Raw genomic sequence first — 18,691 nt, 5'->3', positions numbered from 1 at the left:
TAATCGCAGGGCACCATCTTGGACCAACAGGCAAGCCAATCCAGCATATTTACACTCCGTGAGCTGAGTTTTTCGGTTCCCGGCAGAACCTTATTGCAACCGTTGTCATTGACCTTCCCACAGGGAAAAGTCTGCGGACTTATCGGGCATAACGGTTCCGGTAAATCGACACTCTTGAAAATGCTGGGCCGCCATCAACCACCTTCTAGTGGTGAGGCTTTGCTCAATGATGTGCCATTAGCCTTATGGGATAGCAAAGCTTTTGCTCGTGAAGTGGCTTATTTGCCACAGCAATTGCCCGCTGCGGAAGGGATGACGGTGCGTGAGTTGGTGGCGATTGGTCGTTACCCGTGGCACGGCGCGTTAGGGCGTTTTCGTCAGCAAGACCGTGAGCAAGTCGAAGAGGCTATTGCACTGGTGGATTTAAAGCCGTTGGCAAATCGGCTGGTGGACAGTTTGTCCGGTGGCGAGCGCCAGCGGGCTTGGTTGGCAATGATGGTCGCACAAAACAGCCGTTGTCTGTTGCTTGATGAACCTACCTCCGCGCTGGATATTGCTCATCAGGTTGAGGTGTTGGGGCTGATTCAGCGCCTCAGTCATGAGCGCGGGCTGACAGTCATTGCGGTACTGCATGATATTAATATGGCAGCCCGTTATTGCGACTATTTAGTGGCATTACGGGGCGGTGAGATGATAGCTCAAGGCCCGGCTGACAGCCTGATGCAATCTGAGATACTGGAACAAATTTATGGTATTCCGATGGGCATATTACCGCATCCGGCCGGTGGTGCGCCGGTAAGCTTCGTTTATTAATGAAAACCTATTTATCAATGGAACAGTCCCATTTGACCGCGCCCGATCATTCTCGGCGTAGACTACTCACGGCATTGGCACTCTCGCCATTGTTGTATTCATTACCTGGATGGGCGGCAAATCCAGCTAAAGTTGATAGCCACCGGGTGGTGGCACTGGAATGGATGCCCGTTGAGTTATTGATGGCCTTGGGGGTAACACCCTATGGTGTGGCGGATATACATACTTATCGGTTATGGGTGCAAGAGCCAGAACTGCCCGCCAGTGTGATTGATGTCGGGCTGCGCACAGAACCCAATTTGGAGTTGCTTCAGCAAATGGCGCCATCACTGATTCTGATGTCTGAAGGCTTTGGCCCACCTGCGGAAAAACTGGCACCTATCGCCCCTTCAATGAGTTTTGCTTTTAATCAAGAGGGCAGTTCACCGCTGGCGTCGGGGAAAAACTCGTTACGTGTATTGGGGCAACGTTTGGGGTTGGAAGCCGCAGCAGAGCAGCACATCGCCGATTTTAACCACTTTATGCAAGCTGCTCGTCAACGCTTCTTGGGTGACGCTCAGACATCGTTATTGATGTTCTCGCTGTTGGATACTCGCCATGCGCTGGTTATTGGTCAGGGGAGTTTGTTCCAGGATGTCTTAAACGAATTGAACATTAAGAATGCTTGGCAGGGTGAGACCAATCTTTGGGGGAGCACCGTGGTGGGTATTGAGCGTTTAGCCACCATAAAACCGAGGCGAGCTATTTGTTTTGTCCATGGTAATAGTGAAATGTTACAGCAGGTTAGCCATACACCATTGTGGCAATCCATGTCGTTTGTGCGCCAAAACCAATTACAGATACTACCCGCAGCATGGTTCTATGGCGCGACATTATCCGCCATGCGCTTTGTTCGTCTTCTGGAGTCGGTTTGGGGTAAAACTTCATGATGGCAAAGACGTTACGCAAAAGTTGGCTATTACCCGCCAGCTTACTTAGCTTGCTGTGGCTGCTTGCCGTGCTACTGACGCTGCATAATTTTAACCAAGTATTGCCTGCTTCGTTCTGGGGGGCTGCTTTATGGCAACCTGACAGCGATGATGTGCGCCAAATGTTATTCCATTACAGCCAACTTCCTCGGTTGGTTGTGGCCTTGCTCACGGGAGCTGGGTTGGGGTTGGTGGGCGTTTTGTTTCAGCAAGTATTGCGTAATCCATTGGCCGAACCCGCTACGCTGGGGGTGGCAGCTGGAGCTCAATTGGGTCTGAGCATCGCGACATTGTGGATGTTACCCGGTGGTGAGTTGACCCGGCAGTTGGCGGCGATGGCAGGTGGTATCACTATTGGTGCGCTGGTCTTTGGTGTGGCTTGGGGCAAACGGATGTCACCTGTTACCCTGATTCTGGCGGGGCTGGTGCTTGGTCTTTACTGTAGCGCGGTCAGTAATTTGCTGGCGCTATTTAATTATGATCAGCTACAAGGATTGTTCCTGTGGAGCAGTGGTGCGCTAAACCAGCAGGATTGGAGTACCGTACAATTTTTACTGCCCCGCTTAATTATTACGGGCGTATTGGCTGCATTATTGATTCGTCCACTGACCTTATTGGGGCTGGATGACGGCGTAGCCCGCAATCTGGGATTAGGATTGTCATTAGCTCGTCTGGGCGCACTCGGTGTGGCAATTATCTTCAGCGCCATGTTGGTTAATGCGGTCGGTGTGATTGGCTTTATCGGCTTGTTTGCCCCGCTGCTGGCAAAAATTTTGGGCGCCAGACGGCTATCACAGCGCTTAATTTTGGCTCCGATATTAGGGGCTTTACTGCTCTGGGTTACGGATCAAAGTATTCTGTGGCTGACTAACGTTTGGCGAGAAATCCCAACGGGCGCTGCAACGGCTCTGATTGGAGCACCGCTGTTATTGTGGTTGTTGCCGCGCTTGCACAGCGCAACGGCTCCAAGCATGGATTTTGGCGACAATGTGCCAGCGGAGCGGCAGCATTTAGCATTGTGGGTGAGTGGTGGCCTCCTATTACTGCTGGCTGGATTAACACTGGCGCTGATGTTTGGTCGTGATAGTCATGGTTGGAACTGGATTTCTGGCGATGAGCTTCAGGCTTTATTGCACTGGCGCTGGCCGCGAGTATTAGCGGCACTGGCCGCAGGTATGATGCTGGCTGTTGCCGGAACATTAATCCAAAAGCTGACGGGTAACCCGATGGCCAGCCCTGAAGTTTTAGGGATAAGCTCCGGTGCCTCTTTTGGTGTTGTTATCATGATGTTCATTGTGCCCGGTAACGCGCTGGCATGGTTATTACCTGCCGGGAGCCTTGGTGCGGCCGTCACGCTGCTGCTGATTTTGGTGGTTGCCGGACGGGGCGGTTTCTCTCCTGGCAGAATGTTATTGGCAGGGATCGCGTTGAGTACGGCTTTTACAACCGTGATTACTATGTTGCTAGCCAGTGGTGATCCCCGTATGCGTGGCTTACTGGCATGGATTTCAGGTTCGACTTACGCAGTGGATGGCCCACAAGCCCTGAGTACTGGCTTAATTGCTTTAGTGTTGATCGCGTTGACCCCACTGTGCCGTCGCTGGTTAGCGATTTTACCATTAGGCAGCGTGACAGCCAGAGCATTAGGCATGGCGCTCGCCCCGAGTCGGTTAGCTATCTTGTTATTAGCGGCTACAATGACGGCTGCAGCGACATTGACGGTGGGGCCATTAAGTTTCGTCGGTCTGATGGCACCGCATATGGCCCGTATGTTGGGCTTTCGTCGTGCTATTGCACAACTGCTGGTCGCCGCTATTTTGGGGGGCTTGCTGATGGTATTCGCCGATTGGTGTGGTCGGATGCTGCTATTCCCAAATCAGATCCCCGCAGGCCTGTTAGCGACTTTCATTGGTGCACCGTATTTTGTTTATTTATTGCGTAAACAAGGGCGGTGAGCACGTGTTATGAACAAATGCCTACCCGGTTGAATAGGGTAGGTGTTGGGTATTTTTCATAATAACTGGATTAAAATTCATTTCGATAAAAGCACAATAGTAAAAAAATAAAATAGCTAACTATATTTATCAGTTATTTAAATTCAGCATCCATTTGATGAAAACTATTGTGTGTAATTTCTTATGTGATAATGTTAAAAATAACCATAAATCTTTACTTGGTTATTTTTAATATTCATTATCTACTTGACTATATATTTACTCAGATCTATTTCTCGTTAAACTAAACAATCTGTTTGTTAATTTCTTTTAAAGTATTAATTCTTGAATTATATCGCAGTCATTATATTAGAGGGAGATAATATGACTGAATTAAATTATACAAGAAATCATTATAGATTTAATAGTGTTGGCAAGAATGGAGTAATTAAAGTTATATCAATTTATGGCTTATTAATTTCAGCTATTACTCTATTATTTAACATCAATATCTTAATGGGGTATTCTACTGTTTTATCAGAGGTTTTTCAGCCTGTGATAAATAGTATAGTAAATTATTGTCCAGTTGAGGTTAATATGCCTACAGTTCCTCTTGGACCTAGTTGGAATGGTAGCGGTGATAGTGGTTCACACTTTATCGAAACATCTGAATTACTCTATAAGATTAATCAATAGCAAATTCACTATATACAATTCTAGTGAATATAATTGTATGTTAACCATCTCCCCAGATTCAGGTGATGGTTAACATATTTCTTGATATTAGAGCTGAGCGAAGCAGCGGCGAGCAGCATCTACAGTTTTTTGAATATCTTCTTTGCTGTGTGCCACTGACATAAATCCGGCTTCAAAAGCAGAAGGTGCCAGATAAACGCCTTCCTCTAACATTAAATGGAAGAAGCGTTTGAAGCGTTCAACATTGCAAGCCATTACATCTTGATAGCATGTTACCGTTGCTGCATCGGTAAAGAATATACCGAACATACCACCGACATGGTTAACGACCAGTGGAATATTCTCAGCTTTTGCTGCGTGCAGCAGGCCGCTGGCTAGCGAATCAGTCAATTCTGTCAGGGTTTCATGAATACCGACCTGAGCAACCTCTGTCAGGCAGGCAAAACCGGCGGCCATTGCAATGGGGTTACCGGACAATGTCCCTGCTTGATAAACCGGGCCTGTTGGTGCCAGCGCATCCATTACTTCGCGGCGACCGCCAAATGCACCGACGGGCATACCACCGCCGATGATTTTACCCAGACAAGTCAGATCGGGTTCGACGCCGTAATAATCTTGTGCGCCAGCCAGTGCCACGCGAAAACCCGTCATTACTTCATCAATAATCAGCAAGGCACCAAACTCATCACATAACTCGCGCAAGCCCGGCAAGAATTCTGGTAGTGGTGGAACGCAATTCATATTACCGGCGACAGGCTCAACGATGATACAGGCGACGTCTTGTGGGTATTGCTCAAAAGCTTCGCGTACTGAGGCCAGATCGTTATAGGTGCAAGTCAATGTGTGCTTGGCAAAATCAGCAGGAACTCCCGGCGAGTTAGGTTGACCAAGTGTCAAAGCGCCGGACCCCGCTTTAACCAACAGACAATCAGCGTGACCATGATAGCAGCCTTCAAATTTGATAATTTTATCGCGGCCTGTAAAGCCTCGGGCCAGACGAATCGCACTCATAGTCGCTTCGGTGCCAGAGTTAACCATGCGCACCATATCCATTGTTGGCACTAAATTTGTCACCAACTCAGCCATTTTGACTTCCATTTCTGTGGGGGCACCAAAGCTTAGGCCGCGCTCGACTGCTTCAATCACGGCTTGGCGAATCGCCGGGTGGTTATGACCCAAGACCATTGGCCCCCAAGAACCTACATAATCAATATAGGCTTTACCATCCACATCAAACAGATAAGCGCCATCAGCACGTTCAATAAATAATGGGACGCCACCGACACCGGTGAATGCACGCACCGGAGAGTTAACCCCGCCTGGGATCAACTGTTTTGCCTGAGCATACAGACTTTCGGATTTACTCATAAACTGGCTCCTAAATTAGGCTTGGCGATATTAGTGTTGTTAACATCGGCCTTGAAAATAAACAATGCTGCTTATTCTAAAGAACTGGCTACGGTTATCAAATGATTGGGCATATTTAACTGTTAGCTTGCGCGATGTGCCGCAGATCAAGGTGTAAGTTACTGCTAAAACCAGCGTGTTTTATCGGCGTTTAAGTAGGCGCATTCTGATTGGGTAGGCTAGAATCAGGTTACTAGGGTATTTGTATTACTTATTCTTTAACTAATAAGCATATAAACCATGACTGATTCAACGCAAAATATACCTGCTGAAAGCATTTCAGAGCTTAAACGTGGCCGCTTTATTCATGCACTGGTTAACCGCGACACAACTCCCTTAGTTATCCTTATTATGGCGGGTGTTGTCGGGATTGTGACCGGGTTGTTGGGCGTCGCATTCGATCGTGGCGTCGATTGGATCACGCAACAAAGGCTAGCAACCTTGGCTAAGGTCGCGGATAACGCAATTTTAGTCTGGCCATTGGCATTTATTATGTCGGCATTACTGGCGATGGTGGGCTATTTTTTGGTGCGCCGCTTTGCTCCAGAGGCTGGAGGTTCGGGAATTCCAGAAATAGAAGGGGCGATGGAAGAGATGCGCCCGGTTCGCTGGTGGCGGGTTATTCCGGTTAAGTTTATTGGTGGCCTGGGTACGTTAGGGGCTGGGATGGTGCTAGGTCGTGAAGGCCCGATGGTGCAAATGGGGGGGAACAGTGGACGGATGATTGTCGATATTTTCCGTCTGCGTAGCCCGGAAGCGCGTCACTCACTATTGGCAACTGGTGCGGCGGCGGGTCTGTCTGCGGCATTTAATGCTCCGCTAGCGGGTATTTTGTTCGTTATTGAAGAAATGCGTTCCCAGTTCCGCTACAGCCTCGTCTCAATCAAAGCAGTGTTCGTCGGCGTTATTACCTCTACTATTGTTTACCGCTATTTCAATGGCGAACGAGCAATTATTGATGTGGGTAAACTCAGTGATGTCTCGCTAGATACCTTATGGCTCTTTTTGTTACTGGGTATTATTTTTGGCGTTGTCGGAGTGGTATTCAATGCATTGATATTTCGCACTCAAGATATGTTCATGCGTTTCCATGGTGGTGATTGGCGCAAACTGGTATTGGTGGGCGGTCTGCTAGGGGGCATGTGTGGTTTATTGGCCTTGATCCATGGCGAAGCGGTAGGTGGGGGGTTTGCATTAATCCCTATTGCGGTGGCCGGTAATTTCAGTATTGGTATGTTGCTCCTTATTTTTATTGCCAGAGTGATTACTACCTTACTGTGCTTTGGTTCGGGTGCGCCGGGGGGGATATTTGCCCCTATGTTGGCTTTGGGGACCATTCTGGGGACTGCCTTTGGTTTATCTTGCGCTCACTTTTTCCCGCAATACGGTATTGATGCAGGTACTTTTGCAATAGCCGGAATGGGGGCGTTGTTTGCGGCCTCAGTACGTGCGCCTTTAACCGGGATCGTGTTGGTGCTGGAAATGACGGATAATTATCAACTTATTTTGCCGATGATCGTGACTTGCTTGGGGGCGACCTTAATCGCACAGTTTATGGGGGGAAAACCCTTGTATTCAGCCATCTTAGCCCGCACATTACAAAAACAAGAGCAGGCCGCAGCAGAGGCTGCAACCCAACAACCTGTGGTTGAAACACCGCCTCAAACAGGTAGATAATATGTAACATTAGCCCACAATACTTGAATGAATTACTCAGGTATTGGATAATTGATACATAGGCCCGTTATCTTTTTATAGTTTATTGGGTACAGATCAGGCTGCCATTGTAGTAACCTGCAACTCGAACACCGGTTGGGAGTAATGAGTATGAGCGACGAAACAGTACTGCCCCTGCAGTTTACCGAGGCAGCGGCAAAAAAAGTTAAACTGCTGATTTCTGACGAGGAAAATCCAAATCTGAAACTGCGGGTTTATATTACCGGTGGTGGATGCAGCGGGTTCCAGTATGGCTTTACTTTTGATGACCAGATCAACGATGGTGATATGACCATTGAAAAGCAAGGTGTTGAACTGGTCGTTGATCCAATGAGTCTGCAATATCTGGTTGGTGGTGCGGTGGATTATACTGAAGGGCTTGAAGGTTCACGTTTTATCGTGACTAACCCAAATGCGAAGAGTACTTGTGGGTGCGGTTCTTCTTTCAGTATCTAATTTCTCCTTCATTATCTTTGGCACTATAGCTGTGTTGGCAGCACCCATTAACCCGAGCCACTGATGGCAGTCAGCCCACTGGGATTTATTCGTTTGCTGCCATGCTATAGCACCAATAGTTTTGGGTAATAGATTTCATCCTCAGCACTCTAGTCATAGCCATACTAACGGCTTTGGGTATACATCTATCTATCGTCAGATTTTTGATAAAAAAAACCGCAATCTTTAGTGAGTTGCGGTTTTTTTACATCTAAATCTTACCATTCGACAGTAATCAATTGCATCATGGGGCTGGTACTGGTTTTGCTAAGTAGTGCGCCATCTGGTGCAATAAAAGAGTGGCTGATTCGAGGCTCTGTAATCAATCCATTCCCTTTATTACATTGAATTTTTGGATAATTTACTTTTGAAGCATTCGCTATGTGTTCATTTAGATTGGGTGATTGCACCTGACAAGATGGCACGATAGTCAGGCTTAGATCTATTGTGCCGCTCAACCCCTGGGCGAGCGACGGACTGGCAAGAAATACCAGCCAAAAATAAAGCAATGAGTATTTCATAATTATCAACAGCATCTATAACTTACGGTGTCCCACTCAGTCAGCTAAGTGGGGATGTCTACGAGGTATCGGCTAATTATTTAAAAACTTGAAGATTTAAAGGGCATTACCAAGTCGAAAATAAGACATTATGTAAGCGGATAGCTCAAAACTGAGGCGTATTGTACAAATTATATTCTTTGTTTGGCAATCAATCTTTGGGATTAGGCCACTAATGCTCGATTTCAAATGTTGGGAGTTTTAAGCGCCAGCGAATGGCAGCAAGCCGAATACCTAGGGTTATTACCATCCCTAGCATCATTGCTTGCTGTAATGGCATCCCGAACGTATAAAATGCCGTTGCATGAACGATACCGCCAATGATACAAGCAGTGGCGTAAATTTCAGTACGCAGGATCATTGGGATCTCGCGGGCTAAAACGTCGCGGATAATCCCGCCACCAACACCAGTGATGACCCCCATACAGATAGCGACCAGTGGGCTGGCGTCTGCGGCAAAGGCTTTATTTACCCCAATACCGACGAATACTGCCAGACCAATGGCATCCAATACCGGAAGGATCCATTTCGGCGTTCGCCGTGGTTGCCGCACCAGCAAAATAGTGGCCAAGCAAGTCACCATAGCAACGACCAGATCAGTGGGATCCTTCACCCAGAATACCGGACCATTGGCTAAGGCCATGTCACGTATTGTGCCGCCGCCAACGGCCGTCACTACCCCAAGAACCAGTACGCCGAAAGGATCCATACGCAGCTTTCCCGCCAGCAACACACCGGAGATAGCAAATACCGCAGTACCTAAAATATCCAGCCAATAGACCAACATTAATGTGACTCCACCACAGGAGATGAGATGCTGGCCATTTGCTGGCACAGCTGTTTCGCGGCGAGCAGGATACGTGGGCCAGCACGATTAAACCAGTCCTCATTAAGTGCTATTACTGGTACGGCAAGCTGGGGCCGCCAAAATGCATTGATATTGTCTGTTTGCGACTCGTCACCACTGACGACGATCACTTGTGGTTGACGGATTATCACTTGCTCACGGCTGACTTGCGGCCAGGGAACCCGGCTATCAGCAAAAATATTCTCGCCACCACACAGGGAGATTATTTCACTCTGTAATGTATGCCCGGAGCTGGTAAACAGTGGGTGAGTACCAAATTGCAGGAAAGTGCGTATTGGTTGGCTGCGCGCATGGTGGTTACGTAACTCCGCGACTTCTTCGCGCAATTGCTGCGCAGCCTGATGTGCTTGTTCAGGATGCGGACTGTGTAGGGCCAGTTTATCCAAGTCATCGGCAATTTGATCAATATTAACCGGATCAGAATAAAAAATTGGGATGCCAAAGGATGCTAATTGATCTAATGGGCGCTGTGGATTGCCACCCCGCCAAGCGAGGATCAAATCCGGTTTTAATGCCAGAATCCGTTCTACGTTGACTCCTTGCCAAGAGGCAACATGCTCAAGCTTTTTAGCGGCTTCCGGGTAGTCTGAGTAAGCGCTTACTGCGACCAGGTTATCACCTAACCCTGCGGCGTAGGCCAGTTCGGTAGTGCTGGGTGATAAACTGATAATCCGCTCTGCCGCGATTGCCTGCGACATAAACGAATTCAGTATAAACATACCGAGCAACAATAATATTGTTGCTCGTAGTAGGGGGTTAAGACTGAACCGCATCATTACCCGCGTTGCGCTAGAGTGGTTAACATGGCTTCGATCATCAGCGTTGACTGTTTCGCCGCGACGACGAGGAATTCTTCAAAGCTCAGGTGAGACTCTTGATCAGCGACATCTGAAATCGCACGTACCACCACAAACGGTGTTCCGAATAAGTGGCAAACATGGCCAATAGCCGCTGCTTCCATTTCAACCGCCGCTACGGCAGGGAAGGTCGCACGAATGCGTGCCAGAGGGGCCGCGCCATTAATAAAAGCATCACCGCTACAAATCAGGCCGCGTACGGCATTTAAATTCAACGTTTTGATGCAACCCTCGGCCAGTTCAATGAGGTCAGCGTCGGCAACGAAGGCTGCCGGGCAACCCGCCATTTGTCCTGGTTCATAGCCAAAAGCAGTCACATCCGCATCGTGGTAACGAACTTCAGTCGATACCACGATATCACCCACTTTCAGGGTTGAGGCCAGTCCGCCTGCAGAACCGGTATTGATAATAATGTCTGGTTGGCAATGCTCTAACAATAGAGTCGTGCCCATGGCTGCTGACACTTTGCCAATACCGGATTTCAGTAATGCAACATCCACACCATTGAGCTTGCCAGTGTAAATCTCGCAACCTGCACGTTGGAAGGTTTGGCGATTTTCAATTTTGTCACGCAGCAATGTAACTTCTTCTTCCATTGCACCAATGATGCCTACTTTCATATGGGGACCCGCCGATTTTAGAGTGTATTAATCTGTAATGAGAACTGCATAGTTTATCAGGTAACTAAGATAGTCGGGTAGTTCACCAAAGATAATGCGCAATCCGCCGCAGTTCATGCGTTATCCATTGCATCTTTCGCCGAGAGTGGGTATCACTACTTATCCCCTCCATGCTTGCCACAACACCAATGATTTCGGGGATATACTTAAATGCTCAGGGGGAAAAATGTCTGGGATCGACTTTAAGCAGAAAATCAGTTTTCAGCGGCCATTTGGTAAACCTAGTTCGGCTGAAGATGAGTATGAGATTACCCGGGTATTTGAAAGTGATCGTGGCCGGATTGTAAACTCTGCCGCTATTCGGCGTTTACAGCAGAAGACGCAAGTATTTCCGCTGGAACGTAATGCTGCGGTTCGCAGCCGGCTAACCCATTCACTGGAAGTACAACAGGTTGGTCGTTATATTGCGAAAGAGATCTTAAATAGATTTAAGCAGGATAAAAAAGTCACAGCCTATGGGTTGGATAAACTGCTTGATCCTTTTGAAAGCATTGTAGAAATGGCTTGTCTGATGCATGACATCGGTAACCCACCTTTTGGTCATTTTGGTGAGTCAGCCATTAATAATTGGTTTACCAAACGGATGGATCCCAACGGTGGGGGGACTGAACCTCGCGGCAAGGATCTCTGTCTGGTCAATGCATTAAGGCTGCGGGAAGGAGAAACGGAACTCAATATCCTGCGCAGCAAAATTCGCCATGATTTAAGCCATTTTGAAGGTAATGCACAAGCGATTCGTCTGGTTTATAGCTTATTAAAATTGAATCTGACCTACGCCCAAGTGGGCTGTATTCTTAAATATACCAAACCGGCTTATTGGTCAGGTGATATTCCAGCGAGCCATAACTATCTGATGAAAAAGCCAGGTTTTTACCTTGCTGAAGAGGATTATGTTAAAGATTTACGCCGTGAACTCAATATGGGGGAGTTTAACCGTTTCCCTCTGACCTATATTATGGAAGCTGCGGATGATATTTCTTATTGCATTGCCGATTTGGAAGATGCGGTTGAAAAAAATATTTTCAGTGTCGAACAACTTTATGAGCACATGGTGCAAGAGTGGGGCGATATTACACATGGCGATTTGTTCGATAAAGTCGTCGGCAGTGCATTTCGTCAATTAGGTCGAGGGCAAGGACGGCGCAGTTCAGAAGATCAATTCTTCATGTATTTACGGGTCAATACGGTAGGGAAATTGGTTCCCCATGCGGCACAGCGTTTTATTGAAAACCTCCCTACTGTATTTTCTGGCTCGTTTAATCAGGCGTTATTAGAAGATTCCAGTCCGGCATGTAAATTACTGCAAATTTTTAAAAAGGTCGCAGTAAAACACGTATTTAATTACCCGGAAGTAGAACAGCTTGAATTACAAGGATATAGAGTTATCAGTGGCTTGCTTGACATCTATAGCCCGCTTTTGGCTATGCCGCAAACTGCATTTACACAATTGGTAACGGAAGACAGTCATCGTAAGTACCCGATTGAGACTCGTTTGTTCCATAAATTGTCGACTAAACATCGGTTAGCGTATGTCGAATCAACTGAGCGCCTACGTAATTTATCGCCAGAACAACATGAGATATATGAATATTATTATCGCGCTCGCTTAATTCAGGATTATATTAGCGGCATGACGGATCTTTATGCCTATGATGAATATCGACGTTTAATGGCAGCGGAATAGTATGCAATAAAATTAAGTTGTCCGTTTAATTAACTATAGATTTGTAAAGACGGACAATATTTTTTACTTTTCTAATTATTGGTTCTCTGAACTTCATCCCCCATATTTAATCTTACTATGCAAGACGACTATATCCCTTTTGCTTAACGTTGCGGTGGTGTTTGCTGTTAGCGCTCACCCTAATCACTGATATAAGTTTGACCATCGGGGTTTGTACGCTTTAACCCGCGACAACGCCAATGACCTTGGGATAAGTCTGTTACATACATTTTATTGATTCATTATTAATTGTATAGCGAGAGCCAGAATACATGAAAAAAACAGCTTTAGTGTTAAGTGCATTGGCATTGAGCATCGGTTTAGCCATGGGGCCAGTTTCTTCTGCCGTTTCGGCAGAGACCGCTTCTTCCAGCAGCCAGCAGCTCCCTAGCCTGGCGCCAATGCTAGAGAAGGTAATGCCTTCGGTTGTCAGTATCAATGTGGAGGGTAGCACCCAAGTAAGCAATGCCGGAGCGGGTGGTATACCGCCACAATTCCAGCAGTTCTTTGGTGATGATTCACCATTCTGTCAGGACGGTTCTCCGTTCCAGGGTTCACCAATGTGTCAAGGGGGGCCGGGTAGCAAAGGTGGGGCACCAAGCAAACAGGATTTCCGCGCACTTGGTTCAGGTGTGATTATTGATGCCGCTAAAGGTTATGTCGTGACCAATAACCACGTGGTAGATAATGCGACCAAAATCAATGTGAAACTGAGCGATGGCCGTAGCTATGAAGCGAAAGTGATCGGTAAAGATCCGCGCACAGATATTGCGCTGTTGCAGTTGAAAGACTTTAAAAATCTGACTGCGATTAAAATTGCAGATTCCGATCAACTGCGTGTCGGGGATTATACCGTAGCTATCGGTAACCCATATGGTCTGGGCGAAACTGTAACGTCCGGTATCGTTTCTGCTTTGGGCCGTAGTGGCTTGAATGTGGAAAACTATGAAAACTTTATTCAGACTGACGCCGCGATTAACCGTGGTAACTCCGGTGGTGCATTGATCAATCTCAATGGTGAACTGATCGGGATTAACACAGCAATCTTGGCACCCGATGGCGGTAACATCGGTATCGGTTTTGCTATCCCAAGTAACATGGTGAAAAACCTGACATCTCAGATGGTTGAGTTTGGTCAAGTCAAACGTGGTGAATTGGGTATCATGGGCACCGAGCTGAACTCTGAGCTGGCGAAAGCCATGAAGGTAGATGCACAGAAAGGTGCCTTTATCAGTCAGGTACTGCCAAAATCTGCCGCAGCTAAAGCTGGGGTCAAAGCGGGTGACGTGATCGTCAGCATGAATGGCAAAGCTATCAACAGCTTCGCAGGTTTCCGTGCTGAGATTGGTACTCTGCCTGTCGGGACTAAAATGACCTTGGGCCTGCTGCGTGACGGTAAACCTATCAATGTCGAAGTGACCTTGGAGCAGAGCAGCCAGACTCAGGTTGATTCCGGTAATCTCTATACTGGCATCGAAGGTGCTGAACTGAGCAATTCTGATGTTAATGGTAAGAAAGGCGTGAAGGTCGATAGCGTGAAAGCTGGCACCGCTGCTGCACGTATTGGTCTGAAAAAGGGCGATATCATCATGGGGATTAACCAGCAGCCAGTCCAGAATCTGGGTGAACTGCGTAAAATCCTCGATACCAAACCATCGGTATTGGCGCTGAATATTCAGCGTGGTGATACTTCACTGTACTTACTGATGCAGTAACCGCTTTAACGCAGTATCAAGCATTCATGCATTAACAGTATGAATACCATAAAAAGGGCACAGTCGATTATCGCTGTGCCCTTTTCGTATCTGTTGCTGATATCAGGCTGTACCTAAATAGGTTTTGGCGGCATAGCGAACATTATCCATTTCATCTAGCAACTCAAGCCACTCTGGTTGTAGCTCATGCAAGTCAATTTTCTGACGCAATTGTTGTTCGATAATCATACACAGTTGCTTCAATCGCGGCACACCGCTGCATGCACAACTGCCATGGAATTTATGTATTAGATTCAGAATATCTCCATCATGAGCACCGGCCAGAATAGCCTGCACTCGGCCTGTTACTTGCGGCATAAACTCCAGCAACATGGTCAAGAGGTCTTTGGCGAGCGTCTCTTTATTTGCCGCTTGTCTCACGGCCAATACCCAGTCAATTGACCCTTCATATTCAGATTGTGCGATGGGTTGGATGTCTGCCTCCTCTTTGAGTTGTGAGGGATTATCAGGCTGATAACGTGAAAGTGCCTGTATCAGCCGAGCTTCATCAATGGGTTTTGCCAAATAGTCGGCCATTCCTAGTTTTAATAATTGTTCTTGCTGCCCCTGAACGGCGTGAGCAGTAACGGCGATAATAGGAATATCTTGATGATGCGACATCTGATGAATCACTTCGCTGGCGCGAATACCATCGATTTCTGGCATTTGGATATCCATCAAAATGATATCCAAGGTGTTTTCTCTGGCATAAGCAATGGCTTTCGCCCCGCTGTCGCACAACACGGTTTCTTCAACCAACTCTTCCAACAGCGTACCAATGAGTTTGAGGTTAGCGGGGTTATCATCAACAGCCATGACTTTGAAAGGTAATCTCGGGAGCTTGTGGGGTTGCTCTATCATCGGCAATACGCAATCGGCTGATTCATATGATAACAAAGGAATGAGGCGGTTAGAGGATATTGGCTTAATCATGCAAGCTTTGGCGCCAATTTGTTTCAGTTGCTCTGCTTCTATTTGCGATTGACTCGGTAGCGCCAGAATAACTTGCTCCGAAATTTGCATTGCAGTGATCAACTTATCCTGATGAACCGCCATATTGTTGCGAAACGGGATAGGCACTCCGACCAGCAGAAAATCATAATGCTGCTTGGGCAACTGAGCCAATGTTGGGCTATGAGTGACCTCTAGCGGTGTAATGCTCAGAATATCCAGTGTCGCTCTGGCAGCGGTGGCATTGCGTTCTACATAAGCTAACGTCTTGCCCTCAAGGTGCGACATATCAGGATAGCGGTATAGAATCGCTTCGTTGAGATCCAGTGTGAGATGAAATCTGAAAGTAGAACCGCGATCGACCTGACTGTGGAAACTGATATCGCCACCCATTTCTTTAACCAATCTTTCGGTTATCACTAATCCAAGCCCCGTTCCGCCGTGACGGCGTGAAATACTGGCATCGGCTTGACGAAATGCTTGGAATAATTGAGCTTGCTGAGATTCAGAGATACCAATGCCAGTATCATGAATTTCTACCACAATCGTGACTTGCTGCGCCGTTTTGGACTGAACGGCCACCAGAATGTCAATATTGCCCTGTTCGGTGAATTTAATCGCATTACCCAGCAAGTTTGTGATGATTTGCTGCAAACGCATCGCATCCCCAACCACCTGCTCAGGTACATCATTATTGACGTGCAGTGTCAGCTCCAGACCTTTCTCATGAGCGGTGTGTGCCAGTAAAATAATGACCTCATCCAGCGCACCTCGAAGTGGAAAAGGGATATGCTCAAGAACCAGTTTTTCAGCTTCCAGTTTGGAAAAGTCCAGAACGTCATTAATGATGCATAACAGATTATTGGCCGACCGTTGAATGGTTTGTAAATAGTCAGTTTGTGTTGGTGTCAGCGAGGTTTTCAATGTTTGGCGGGTAAAGCCAATCACTCCATTCAACGGGGTTCGTAATTCATGTGACATATTGGCCAAAAACTCAGACTTAATACGTGCCGCTTCCTGCGCTCGTTTTTTTGCTAAACCTAATTCGACGTTTTGAATCTCCATCTGCTCTAGCGTTTCACGCAAATCCGATGTGGCTTGGTCGATATTTTGCTGCATTTCTTCATGGTAAGCGGCCAATGACATTGCCATCGAGTTGATGCCATTTTTCAGAATGTTCAATTCGCCAAGCATATGACCTTCAACACGACTGTCTAATTGCCCCCGGCGAATGCGGTCAACGGTATTCACCATGTTACGGATGGGGCCGGTGACATCCCGCATCAGGCGATAAGCAAACAAAATCGCCACACACATGCAGAACAACAGCAACAGCGTTGAAATAAAGATCTCTTTATATTGCTGCAAGCGTACTGACTGTAAATCCAAATCCATCGCAATATAGCCCAATGGTCGATTCGTGATATCCGAATCTGATGTTCTATCACTGGAGAGATTCGATTCAGAGACAATCGGCATTCGCATAATTAGGGAGTCACCACGATAGGAAAGCATCAGTGAGCTGGGGATGACGTCACCCTTGGGTAACCTTAATTGTGAGGAATTGTAATTATAGTTAGAAGTGACAAAAAGATTATTATCTGCGTCAAAAACGGATATTGACCGGACAATATTCGAATGTCTGCGATGGAGAAGATTAATTAACTGACGGACTGTATCGCGATTGCGAAAGGTCATTCCGTACTCACTGGCTACCGCCAGCGGTTCGATAATATTGGTACCTGCATTAACCAGTTGTTTTTGCAGTTCATTATAGCGGTTAACCATAAAGGAAGTACTGAGTAACAGCCCAAGAAGCAGCGTGGGGGCCAAGATTAAAATCATCATGCGCGCGCGAAGACTGTATTTGGTCATGGTATTCCAATGTGGGAGAATTAGCAGCTTACGAAACCGATACTTGATCAATCAATATGGCGCAATTCTACTCTCCAAACCGGCGTGTGACGACCAAACAAACAATAACTGTGACAGTTGACTCTCTTGACCCATTTGGGCAGGGGGTCGCGCGCCACCAAGGTAAAACTATCTTTATTCCGGGAGTTCTGCCGGGAGAGCAAGCTGAAATTGAGCTGATTGAACAAAAACGCCAGTATGGCCGCGGTAAACTTAAACGTTTATTGAACAAATGTAACGAAAGAGTCATTCCCCCTTGCCCCCACTTTGGAATTTGTGGAGGCTGCCAACAACAACACGCCAGTTGCCAATTACAACAGCAGAGTAAAGCCGATTCGCTCCAGCGCTTAATGGTTCGCGAGACCGGTGTTTGTCCAGAATTGGCCCCTGTGATTTGTGGGCCTGAGTATGGCTATCGACGGCGGGCAAGGTTAGGGCTGCTCTATCAGCCAAAGCGGCAGCGATTGCAGATGGGATTTCACCAAACCGAGTCTCACGACTTAGTCAGTGTGACGCGTTGTCCGGTGCTGCGGCCTGAGCTGGAGCGCCTGCTACAGCCGCTTTATCAATGTTTATCAACCTTACACGCCGTGCGTCGTTTAGGGCATGCGGAGTTAGTGTTGGCTGACAATGGGCCGTTGCTGGTTTTACGTCACCTTGATACCCTTAAAGAGGTAGATCGTGTGGCGCTGACTGATTTTGCAAAACGAGAACAAGTTGCCGTTTATTTGGCCAGTGACAGTGAGAATCTGGAAAAACTCTTCGGTGAGGAGCCCTATTACCAGATAGAGGGTCTACGCTTAGGATTTCATCCGCGAGATTTTATTCAAGTCAATGACGCCATTAACCAGCAAATGGTGGCGCAGGCTATTGCCTGGTTGGATGTTCAGCCAGATGAGCGGGTGTTGGATCTGTTCTGTGGTATGGGCAATTTTACCTTGCCACTGGCAAAGGTGGCGCGAGAAGTGGTCGGTGTGGAAGGAGTTGCGGCGCTGGTAGCGAATGGGCAGTATAATGCACTCAATAACGCGCTACCCAATGCGTCATTTTTCCATGAAAATTTGGAATCCGATATCAGTTGTCAGCCTTGGGCTGCTCAAGGGTTCGATAAAGTATTATTAGATCCCGCCCGCGCAGGTGCGCCCGGGGTCATGTCACATATAGTTAAGCTGGCGCCAAAGCGGGTGGTGTATGTTTCGTGTAATCCCACTACGCTGGCACGAGATAGTCAGGTGTTATTAGCCGCCGGTTACCGTCTTGCTCAGGTGCGAATGTTGGATATGTTTCCCCACACCGGGCATCTTGAATCTATGGCGCTGTTTATTCAGGGGCCAGGGGTCGCAAAGTAGGGAGAA

The 18,691-nt window shown here is 47.3% G+C and carries 15 protein-coding genes; 9 read left to right on the top strand and 6 right to left on the bottom strand.

The window, feature by feature from the left end; all coding sequences use genetic code 11:
- The first annotated feature begins 18 nt into the window (after positions 1-18).
- The 4 genes from fhuC (at position 19) to ACIOG0_RS17800 (ending at position 4,411) form a co-directional block, all read left to right on the top strand.
- Positions 19-813 carry a Fe3+-hydroxamate ABC transporter ATP-binding protein FhuC gene (gene fhuC, locus ACIOG0_RS17815; RefSeq protein ID WP_050100400.1) on the top strand — a complete coding sequence of 265 codons (795 nt, stop codon included), beginning with the start codon at positions 19-21 and terminating at the stop codon, positions 811-813.
- A 17-nt stretch (positions 814-830) separates the two neighbouring features.
- Positions 831-1,742, top strand: a complete 912-nt coding sequence (gene fhuD / locus ACIOG0_RS17810; protein ID WP_404704882.1) for a Fe(3+)-hydroxamate ABC transporter substrate-binding protein FhuD — start codon at positions 831-833, stop codon at positions 1,740-1,742.
- Positions 1,739-3,736 (top strand): Fe(3+)-hydroxamate ABC transporter permease FhuB, encoded by a 1,998-nt coding sequence (gene fhuB / locus ACIOG0_RS17805; RefSeq protein ID WP_072086667.1) that lies wholly within the window; start codon positions 1,739-1,741, stop codon positions 3,734-3,736. Before fhuD ends, fhuB begins: the two co-directional genes overlap by 4 nt.
- Positions 3,737-4,099: 363 nt before the next feature.
- Complete coding sequence (locus ACIOG0_RS17800; RefSeq protein ID WP_072087722.1) at positions 4,100-4,411, top strand: hypothetical protein; 312 nt, start codon at positions 4,100-4,102, stop codon at positions 4,409-4,411.
- Between the two features lie 87 nt (positions 4,412-4,498).
- On the opposite strand, the gene hemL is transcribed toward ACIOG0_RS17800, so the two are convergent.
- Positions 4,499-5,779, bottom strand: coding sequence for a glutamate-1-semialdehyde 2,1-aminomutase (gene hemL / locus ACIOG0_RS17795; RefSeq protein WP_050100397.1), 1,281 nt, complete (start codon positions 5,777-5,779; stop codon positions 4,499-4,501).
- Between the two features lie 279 nt (positions 5,780-6,058).
- Between hemL and clcA the strand changes: the two genes are divergently transcribed.
- Positions 6,059-7,495, top strand: a complete 1,437-nt coding sequence (gene clcA, locus ACIOG0_RS17790; RefSeq protein ID WP_050100395.1) for a H(+)/Cl(-) exchange transporter ClcA — start codon at positions 6,059-6,061, stop codon at positions 7,493-7,495.
- Positions 7,496-7,645: 150 nt separating this feature from the next.
- Entirely contained in the window at positions 7,646-7,990 is a 345-nt protein-coding gene (erpA, locus tag ACIOG0_RS17785) for an iron-sulfur cluster insertion protein ErpA (protein WP_004706254.1), read from the top strand.
- Between the two features lie 257 nt (positions 7,991-8,247).
- On the opposite strand, the gene ACIOG0_RS17780 is transcribed toward erpA, so the two are convergent.
- The 4 genes from ACIOG0_RS17780 to mtnN form a co-directional block, all read right to left on the bottom strand.
- Positions 8,248-8,550: a hypothetical protein gene (locus tag ACIOG0_RS17780; protein WP_050100534.1), complete on the bottom strand. Its 303-nt coding sequence runs from the start codon at positions 8,548-8,550 to the stop codon at positions 8,248-8,250.
- 211 nt (positions 8,551-8,761) lie between these two features.
- Positions 8,762-9,376 carry a TRIC cation channel family protein gene (locus tag ACIOG0_RS17775; protein WP_025379458.1) on the bottom strand — a complete coding sequence of 205 codons (615 nt, stop codon included), beginning with the start codon at positions 9,374-9,376 and terminating at the stop codon, positions 8,762-8,764.
- Complete coding sequence (btuF, locus tag ACIOG0_RS17770) at positions 9,376-10,233, bottom strand: vitamin B12 ABC transporter substrate-binding protein BtuF (protein WP_050140483.1); 858 nt, start codon at positions 10,231-10,233, stop codon at positions 9,376-9,378. Before btuF ends, ACIOG0_RS17775 begins: the two co-directional genes overlap by 1 nt.
- Positions 10,233-10,934, bottom strand: a complete 702-nt coding sequence (gene mtnN, locus ACIOG0_RS17765) for a 5'-methylthioadenosine/S-adenosylhomocysteine nucleosidase (protein WP_050140485.1) — start codon at positions 10,932-10,934, stop codon at positions 10,233-10,235. Before mtnN ends, btuF begins: the two co-directional genes overlap by 1 nt.
- A 226-nt stretch (positions 10,935-11,160) precedes the next feature.
- Here mtnN and dgt point away from each other — a divergent pair, with 226 nt between their 5' ends.
- Entirely contained in the window at positions 11,161-12,678 is a 1,518-nt protein-coding gene (gene dgt, locus ACIOG0_RS17760) for a dGTPase (protein WP_050295868.1), read from the top strand.
- Positions 12,679-12,989: 311 nt separating this feature from the next.
- A complete protein-coding gene (gene degP / locus ACIOG0_RS17755; protein WP_050100387.1) occupies positions 12,990-14,432 on the top strand; it encodes a serine endoprotease DegP in 1,443 nt (480 codons plus the stop codon).
- 102 nt (positions 14,433-14,534) lie between these two features.
- Here degP and barA read toward each other — a convergent pair whose 3' ends face one another.
- Positions 14,535-17,297, bottom strand: a complete 2,763-nt coding sequence (gene barA / locus ACIOG0_RS17750) for a two-component sensor histidine kinase BarA (RefSeq protein WP_050100385.1) — start codon at positions 17,295-17,297, stop codon at positions 14,535-14,537.
- Positions 17,298-17,353: 56 nt separating this feature from the next.
- On the opposite strand from barA, the gene rlmD reads away from it, so the two are divergent.
- Complete coding sequence (rlmD, locus tag ACIOG0_RS17745; RefSeq protein ID WP_050100384.1) at positions 17,354-18,685, top strand: 23S rRNA (uracil(1939)-C(5))-methyltransferase RlmD; 1,332 nt, start codon at positions 17,354-17,356, stop codon at positions 18,683-18,685.
- The last annotated feature ends 6 nt before the right edge of the window (positions 18,686-18,691 follow it).

It is taken from the genome of Yersinia vastinensis (assembly GCF_044905075.1).
Classification (GTDB): Bacteria; Pseudomonadota; Gammaproteobacteria; order Enterobacterales; family Enterobacteriaceae; genus Yersinia; species Yersinia vastinensis.
Note: the sequence above shows the minus strand (reverse complement) of the source record. Positions and strands in the feature narration are given on the sequence as shown.

Bases quoted from the DNA above. Each gene is read 5' to 3' on its own strand.
- fhuD (WP_404704882.1), top strand. From the start codon at position 831: ATGGAACAGTCCCATTTGACCGCGCCCGATCATTCTCGGCGTAGACTA.
- fhuB (WP_072086667.1), top strand. From the start codon at position 1,739: ATGATGGCAAAGACGTTACGCAAAAGTTGGCTATTACCCGCCAGCTTA.
- ACIOG0_RS17800 (WP_072087722.1), top strand. From the start codon at position 4,100: ATGACTGAATTAAATTATACAAGAAATCATTATAGATTTAATAGTGTT.
- hemL (WP_050100397.1), bottom strand. From the start codon at position 5,779: ATGAGTAAATCCGAAAGTCTGTATGCTCAGGCAAAACAGTTGATCCCA.
- clcA (WP_050100395.1), top strand. From the start codon at position 6,059: ATGACTGATTCAACGCAAAATATACCTGCTGAAAGCATTTCAGAGCTT.
- erpA (WP_004706254.1), top strand. From the start codon at position 7,646: ATGAGCGACGAAACAGTACTGCCCCTGCAGTTTACCGAGGCAGCGGCA.
- ACIOG0_RS17780 (WP_050100534.1), bottom strand. From the start codon at position 8,550: ATGAAATACTCATTGCTTTATTTTTGGCTGGTATTTCTTGCCAGTCCG.
- ACIOG0_RS17775 (WP_025379458.1), bottom strand. From the start codon at position 9,376: ATGTTGGTCTATTGGCTGGATATTTTAGGTACTGCGGTATTTGCTATC.
- btuF (WP_050140483.1), bottom strand. From the start codon at position 10,233: ATGATGCGGTTCAGTCTTAACCCCCTACTACGAGCAACAATATTATTG.
- mtnN (WP_050140485.1), bottom strand. From the start codon at position 10,934: ATGAAAGTAGGCATCATTGGTGCAATGGAAGAAGAAGTTACATTGCTG.
- dgt (WP_050295868.1), top strand. From the start codon at position 11,161: ATGTCTGGGATCGACTTTAAGCAGAAAATCAGTTTTCAGCGGCCATTT.
- degP (WP_050100387.1), top strand. From the start codon at position 12,990: ATGAAAAAAACAGCTTTAGTGTTAAGTGCATTGGCATTGAGCATCGGT.
- barA (WP_050100385.1), bottom strand. From the start codon at position 17,297: ATGACCAAATACAGTCTTCGCGCGCGCATGATGATTTTAATCTTGGCC.
- rlmD (WP_050100384.1), top strand. From the start codon at position 17,354: ATGGCGCAATTCTACTCTCCAAACCGGCGTGTGACGACCAAACAAACA.